The sequence below is a fragment of the Nostoc sp. CHAB 5715 genome, assembly GCF_020829685.1.
GTDB lineage: Bacteria > Cyanobacteriota > Cyanobacteriia > Cyanobacteriales > Nostocaceae > Nostoc.
In genome coordinates this window covers 1-7,394 of the sequence record NZ_JAIVFR010000306.1, presented here as the reverse complement: position 1 = coordinate 7,394, position 7,394 = coordinate 1, and the positions used below count along the sequence as shown (strand labels likewise).

Below are 7,394 nucleotides of genomic sequence, written 5' to 3'. Positions count from 1 at the left end.
AGTCGCTTCTGTTCAGATATTGAAGCCGACACAATTGAGCGTGGACTAAACGAGGACGTTATCCGCTTGATCTCCTCTAAGAAGAACGAGCCGCAGTTCATGCTGGACTTCCGCCTCAGAGCTTATCGCCAGTGGCAAAAAATGACGGAACCAACTTGGCCGAATGTCAAGTATCCGCCAATAAATTATCAGGATATCATTTATTACTCAGCGCCAAAACGCAAGAAAGAAAAACTAAACAGCTTGGATGAAGTTGATCCAACCCTTTTAGAAACCTTCGAGAAGTTAGGCATTTCCCTATCTGAACAGAAGCGACTGGCAAATGTCGCCGTCGATGCGATTTTCGATAGCGTCTCTGTCGCTACTACATTTAAAGAAAAGCTAGCGGAAGATGGTGTTATTTTCTGCTCAATTTCCGAAGCGTTGCAAGAACACCCAGAATTGATCCAAAAATACTTGGGTAGCGTTGTTCCTGTAGCTGACAACTACTTTGCCGCCTTGAACGCCGCCGTATTTAGCGATGGTTCCTTTGTATACATTCCTAAAGGCGTGAAATGCCCAATGGAACTGTCTACCTACTTCCGCATCAACTCTGGTGACACGGGACAATTTGAGCGGACTTTGATTGTCGCCGAAGAAGGTAGTTATGTTTCTTACCTGGAAGGTTGCACTGCACCGATGTATGACAGCAACCAGTTGCACGCTGCCGTTGTGGAACTCGTCGCCCTCGACAACGCCGAAATTAAATACTCCACTGTCCAAAACTGGTACGCCGGAGATGCTAACGGTAAAGGCGGTATTTACAACTTTGTCACCAAGCGCGGTTTGTGTCAGGGTGTAAATTCCAAGATTTCCTGGACTCAAGTAGAAACAGGTTCGGCAATTACTTGGAAATATCCTAGCTGTGTGTTGGTGGGTGATAACTCTGTGGGTGAGTTTTACTCGGTGGCGCTGACAAATAATATGCAGCAAGCCGATACGGGTACAAAGATGATTCACGTAGGTAAGAATACCCGCAGTACAATTATTTCTAAAGGAATCTCCGCAGGTAATTCTAGTAATAGCTATCGGGGTTTGGTGAAAGTCAATCCGACAGCGATTGGGGCAAGAAATTATTCTCAGTGCGACTCTATGCTGATTGGGGATAATGCTCATGCTAATACTTTCCCTTATATCCAGGTGCAAAATAATACTGGGAAGGTGGAGCATGAAGCTTCTACTTCTAAGATTGGGGAAGATCAACTGTTCTACTTTGCTCAACGGGGTATTTCTTCAGAAGATGCTATTTCGATGATGGTTAGCGGTTTCTGTAAGGATGTTTTCAATCAGCTACCGATGGAGTTTGCTGTGGAAGCTGATAAGTTGTTGAGTTTGAAGTTGGAAGGCAGTGTTGGATAAATGGAAGCAAGGATAAACACAGGTACATTTGCGTTCTGTGTTTATCTTTTGGAAGAGTAACGAACCGCCAAGACGCCAAGAGCGCAGAGAAAGAGAAGGGAGAGAAGATGATTATTGAAAATAGTGAAGTTGTGCTGTCGGTAAGGAATCTGACGGCTAATGTTGATGGAACACTGATTCTTAAGGGTGTGAATCTTGAGGTGCGATCGGGCGAAATTCATGCGATTATGGGGCCGAATGGTTCTGGTAAGAGTACTTTTTCTAAGGTGTTGGCTGGGCATCCGGCGTATGAGGTGACTGGCGGTGAGGTGATTTTTCAAGGGCAAAATTTGTTGGAATTGGAGCCGGAGGAACGCGCCAGAAGTGGTGTGTTTTTGGCGTTTCAGTATCCGTTGGAAATTCCGGGTGTGAGCAATTTGGATTTCTTGCGGGTGGCGTACAATTCCCGGCGGAAGGCGCAAGGTTTAGAGGAAATAGACGCTTTTGATTTTGACGATTTGATTGAGGAAAAGCTGGATGTGGTGAAGATGAATGCCAGTTTTCTCAGTCGGAGTTTGAATGAAGGGTTTTCTGGTGGGGAGAAGAAGCGGAATGAAATTCTGCAAATGGCGCTGCTAGAACCAAAGTTGGGAATTTTGGATGAGACTGATTCGGGTTTGGATATTGACGCGCTCCGAATTGTAGCGAATGGGGTAAATCAACTGGCAAGTCCAGAAAATTCGACAATTTTGATTACTCACTATCAGCGGTTGCTTGATTATATTGTGCCTGATTTTGTGCATGTGATGGCACAGGGGCAGATTATTACGAGTGGTGGTAAGGAACTGGCGCTGGAATTGGAGTCTCGCGGTTATGACTGGGTGCTGGAAGAATTTGCAGCTGAGGTGGGTGTGTAATGAGTATTCAAGTATCTCCTAGTCCAATTCCCAACTCGAATTTAGTCACTTTGACATCGACTCTGTTAGATAAAGATACCTATCTAACTGAATTGTTAAATCAGGTAACTGCACCCAAAACAGAGGGATGGTTACAGGAATTACGCGAAGGTGCTGCTAGTTGGGTACGCCACTCGACTATTCCCACCAGCCGCGAGGAAGAATGGCGATTTACTGATTTGTCGTCTCTGCGAAAGGTGCAATTTAATTTAGAGACGGGAAATTTTGCGTCTTTGCAATTTGATATTTTGCCAGAGGCGGCTAATAGTCGTTTGGTATTTGTTAATGGCGTTTATGCACCGGAGTTATCCGCAGTTACAGATTTGCCAGATGGAATTGTGGTAAGTAGTTTGGTTGGTTTGTCTGTGGTTGAGCAGGAAGGTGTACAGCAGTATTTAGCTCAAGCTGAGGGAGCGCAGGAAGTTTTTACTGCTCTCAATACGGCTGGGATAACTGATGCAGCTGTGGTGTGGGTGAAGAAGAATGTGGTAGTTGAAACGCCAATTCATTTGGTGTTTATTTCGGTTGCGGGGGAGACTGCGACGATTTCGCAGCCGCGTTGTTTGGTGGTGGCGGAAAGTGGTTCGCAGGTGACTTTGGTTGAGGAGTATACGAACCGCCAAGACGCCAAGAGCGCAGAGGAAGGAGTTTACTTAACTAACGCGGTTACGGAAATTTGGGTGGGTGACAATGCTGAGGTGAGTCACACTAGGGTTGAGCAAGAAGGTGCAGAGGCTTTTCATATTGGGAAAACTGCGATCGCCCAAGCTCGTGATAGCCGATATACAAGTCATGCCATAACTTTAGGTGGAAAACTATCGCGGCACAATTTGGAAATTTTGCAAACTGGTGAGCAAACACAAACTACTCTCAATGGTTTGACGGTGATTACTGGTAAGCAGTTGTCTGATACTCACAGTGCGATCGCACTCAACTATCCCCACGGTACAAGTGAGCAATTGCATAAATGTATTGTAGGCGATCGCGCTCATGCGGTGTTCAATGGTAAAGTTTTTGTACCCAAACCAGCGCAGTTAACAAATGCAGCCCAGTTGAATCGCAATCTGCTGCTATCATCTAAAGCCAGAGTTGATACCAAACCCCAATTGGAAATTACTGCCGATAATGTCAAATGCGCTCACGGTGCTACCGTTAGCCAATTGGAAGATGATGAAATATTTTATCTGCAAAGTCGGGGAATTGATGAAAACGATGCTCGGAAGTTGTTAATTAACGCTTTCGCCGCCGAAGTCATCAACCAAATACCAATTCCTTCTCTGCGAGAAATCCTATTAAACACAGTCAATAATCTTAAGTCCCTGACTAATGACCATTGTACAGACGCGATTAATCGTGTCTCTAATGACCATTGTAGAGACGCGATTAATCGTGTCTCTACTGACTAATGACTAATAACTAATCTACCAATGACTTTTACTCCTACCAAAACCCTTGCTGATAAAGTTCGCGCTGACTTCCCGATATTGCATCAGAAAGTCAACGAGAAACCCCTGGTTTATCTCGATAATGCTGCGACATCGCAAAAGCCTTTGTTCGTATTAAATACCCTGCGGGATTATTACGAACAATATAATGCTAACGTGCATCGAGGTGCCCATACGCTGAGTGCTAAAGCTACTGATGCTTATGAAGGTGCTAGAGATAAAGTTGCCAAATTCATCAATGCTGCATCGCGTCAGGAAATCGTCTACACCCGCAACGCAAGTGAGGCGATTAACCTAGTAGCTTATAGCTGGGGAATGAATAATTTGCAGCCGGGAGATGAAATTATTCTCTCGGTGATGGAACACCACAGTAATATTGTGCCTTGGCAATTGGTAGCGCAAAAAACAGGTGCAGGACTGAAATTTGTGGAATTAACACCAGAAGAAACTTTTGATTTAGAACAGTTTAAAAAGCTGATTTCCGAAAAAACAAAGTTGGTGTCAGTGGTGCATATTTCTAATGCTTTGGGTTGCATAAACCCAGTAGAAGAAATTGGTGCGATCGCTCACAAATATGGTGCTAAATTTTTAGTTGATGCTTGCCAAAGTGTTCCCCACTTCCCTGTCGATGTGCAGCAGATAGATTGTGATTGGTTGGTAGCATCTGGTCATAAAATGTGCGCCCCAACTGGGATAGGATTTCTGTATGGCAAGTTTGAAATGTTGGAATCAATGCCACCATTTTTTGGTGGTGGCGAAATGATTGCAGAGGTGTATTTAGACCATTCAACCTATGCAGAATTACCGCATAAATTTGAAGCTGGTACACCTGCAATTGGAGAAGCGATCGCACTTGGTGCTGCCATCGATTATCTTAGCAGTATCGGCATGGATAAAATTCACGCCTACGAAGCAGAATTAACAGCTTATTTGTTCCAACAACTAGAGCAAATTCCCCAAATTAGAATTTACGGCCCCAAACCAAATGCTAACGGTGAAGGTAGAGCCGCTCTTGCGTCGTTCACAGCCAAAGAAGTCCACGCCAACGACTTATCTACGTTATTAGATCAAGAAGGCGTTGCTATCCGTTCTGGACACCACTGTACTCAACCATTACACCGTTACTTAGGTCTTGCTGCAACCGCACGAGCAAGTCTATCTTTCTACAACACCCGTGAGGAAATTGATATTTTCATCAAAGCACTGAAAGAAACTCTGGACTTTTTTGCAGGTTTCCTTGCTTAAAGTTACAAAATATTCAAATACTAATTGTGCCAAATATCAGCAACATATCTTGCTAATAGTTGGCACAATTTGGAGTAAAATCAGCAAGGCTGTCGTTTGCCGCCACTTATATCAAGTCCGGTTAATCACTTACGATATGTCATTGCGAGTGGAACGGAGTGGAACGAAGCAATCGCTTCCTTATTGGGATTACTTCACTCCGCTATCGCTACGTTCGTAATTGACTTGTATTCTATAGCAATCCTTGCAGGAGTCGTGAAAAATATATATAAGGAAACGAACCGCCAAGAACGCCAAGGACGCAAAGAGAAGAAAGAAAAAAAAGATATATAATTTTCACAAATGATTTAGGACTGCTATAGCGGACTTGATATTAATTAAAAAAACCGTTGATTGGTAGGGATTTCAACGGGGTTAAATAATACAATTATTTTTGTAAATGATTAAGAAATGCTCAGAGCCATCAATTCTTCTGCTACATCAAAGTTAGCTGTGACATTTTGCACATCATCCAAGCCTTCTAGAGTATCAATTAACTTGAAAAGCGATCGCGCCTGATCTGGATCAGTAACTTCTACACTATTACTGGGAATCCAGCGCAATTCGACATCAGTTACCTTAAAGCCTTGATTTTTAAGTGTCTGGTTAAGGGTTTCTAAATTGCCAATGTCAGTAAAAACCTCAGCCATCTCATCTTCAGTCATCTCATAAGACTGGGCACCGCCTTCGAGGGATGCTTCTAAAAGCTGTTCTTCGTCAACCACATCCTGCACTATACAAACGCCTTTTTGGTCAAACATCCAGCTAACGCAACCTGTTTCGCCAAGATTGCCACCATTTTTACTAAAAGCTACACGCAAGTCAGCAGCAGTGCGATTACGATTATCTGTGAGGGCTTCGATTAAAATCGCTACACCACTGGGGCCATAACCTTCGTAGCGAATCGCTTCAAAGGTAGCATTATCGCCGCCAAAAGTGCCTGCACCTTTAGCGATCGCTCGTTCAATATTATCATTGGGAATACTCGCTGCCTTTGCCTTGTCAATTGCCGTGCGAAGTTGAAAATTCAGCGCCGGATCTGGTACGCCGCTTCTAGCCGCAACGATAATCGCCCGCGATAACTGAGTAAAGGTTTTTCCCCTTTTTGCATCTACTACCGCTTTTTGGCGCTTAATATTTGCCCATTTACTATGTCCTGCCATAATCTGAAATTATCAAAACTCTATTTAAGATTAAGATATAAACGCTTGCAATAACCATAACTTCAGATAATTATGCAAGGCTAGATCAGAGTGTCTCTAAAGTTTGGTAAAGGTATTTTTAGATGAAGCTTAATATGGGCGATCGCGTCCGATATTTCGTGGTTACAATCAGATTTATGACAGTGTAGGTCGAGCAATTGAATCTGTATTGTTGGATGATTACTTATAATTTCCGTTGAACCTCAAAGAGTCCTGGCGGACATCCCTCTCCTTAATAAGGAGAGGGACAGGTTTTGCGTAGCATAACCAGGGTGAGGTTTTTTGTTTAAATCACAAAAGGTTCAAGTTCGCGGTTATACCACTCATCTTCAACCCGTTCAGCAATCAGTGGTCTGATGATAAACTTGGGTGGGCTACCATCCAGAACATCAATCCGCACACATGAGTAAGGCAGGCGGTTCTGGAAATTGTAATCATGACGACCCACAAAAAGCATTGAATCGGCAACTTTCCGAGTGGGTTTACCTGCAATTTCCGTAAAAGTCTCCATCAATTCAGTCCCCTCTCGCCGTTGATAACGGGGACGATGACCACTACCACCAGAAATAATGCAGTTAATGTGAGAGTCTGCAAATCCGGTATCAGTTGTGCAAAGATGCTCCAAACAGTGAGCGTGACCGTTTAAAATCAAATCGACTATGGGACGTTCTTTAATTAGAAAACCAAGAGTTTCTGCCACTTGTTCAAACACCCAGCGCAAGCGGTGACGAACCGCCAAGGTTTGTGCCTGATCCCACTTTGTCGCTTCTGTGACATAAGGTGGATGGTGGAAAAAGATAATCCGTCCGCGCACTTCGGAGTTGTTCCAAGATTCGATTAGTCTGCTTCGCAACCATTCAAGTTGTTCAAAGTCGATCGCAGGTATTTTCTGAGATGCCAATTGTTTTTCAATATCGATTTTGATCTCGTTTATTTGGTCTAATTTGGCGCTAAGTTCATCGAGTTGTTCCGCGTCGGTGGGTTTATCTGGGTTGAGCTGATCATATATTCCCAAAATCTGCAATTCTTCTCGATCTATTTCCTGGCGACGCTTTTGCAATTCCTGGCGAGAAATTTCTCCCTCTTGAGTTGCAGGTAAGGGTGATGGTGTATTAAAGGTATTAGAATCC

General features: G+C 43.7%; 6 protein-coding genes and 1 pseudogene. 5 read left to right on the top strand and 2 right to left on the bottom strand.

What is annotated here, in order from left to right:
- The first annotated feature begins 18 nt into the window (after positions 1-18).
- From sufB to LC574_RS17905, 5 genes are all read left to right on the top strand, one after another.
- Entirely contained in the window at positions 19-1,398 is a 1,380-nt protein-coding gene (sufB, locus tag LC574_RS17925) for a Fe-S cluster assembly protein SufB (protein ID WP_229454756.1), read from the top strand.
- A gap of 107 nt (positions 1,399-1,505) precedes the next feature.
- Positions 1,506-2,294 (top strand): Fe-S cluster assembly ATPase SufC, encoded by a 789-nt coding sequence (gene sufC, locus LC574_RS17920; protein WP_229454755.1) that lies wholly within the window; start codon positions 1,506-1,508, stop codon positions 2,292-2,294.
- On the top strand, positions 2,294-3,739 hold the full coding sequence (gene sufD, locus LC574_RS17915) for a Fe-S cluster assembly protein SufD (RefSeq protein WP_229454754.1): 1,446 nt from the start codon (positions 2,294-2,296) through the stop codon (positions 3,737-3,739). The genes sufC and sufD overlap by 1 nt, the downstream gene beginning before the upstream one ends.
- Positions 3,740-3,760: 21 nt before the next feature.
- The gene (locus tag LC574_RS17910) at positions 3,761-5,023 is read left to right on the top strand and encodes a cysteine desulfurase (RefSeq protein ID WP_229454753.1); all 1,263 of its coding nucleotides are present in this window, start codon (positions 3,761-3,763) and stop codon (positions 5,021-5,023) included.
- A 96-nt stretch (positions 5,024-5,119) separates the two neighbouring features.
- The gene (locus LC574_RS17905; RefSeq protein ID WP_229454752.1) at positions 5,120-5,356 is read left to right on the top strand and encodes a hypothetical protein; all 237 of its coding nucleotides are present in this window, start codon (positions 5,120-5,122) and stop codon (positions 5,354-5,356) included.
- 110 nt (positions 5,357-5,466) lie between these two features.
- Here LC574_RS17905 and LC574_RS17900 read toward each other — a convergent pair whose 3' ends face one another.
- Both LC574_RS17900 and LC574_RS17895 read right to left on the bottom strand, forming a co-directional pair.
- On the bottom strand, positions 5,467-6,225 hold the full coding sequence (locus LC574_RS17900; protein ID WP_229454751.1) for a YebC/PmpR family DNA-binding transcriptional regulator: 759 nt from the start codon (positions 6,223-6,225) through the stop codon (positions 5,467-5,469).
- A 325-nt stretch (positions 6,226-6,550) separates the two neighbouring features.
- Positions 6,551-7,394: pseudogene (locus LC574_RS17895) on the bottom strand (metallophosphoesterase); the annotation flags it as partial.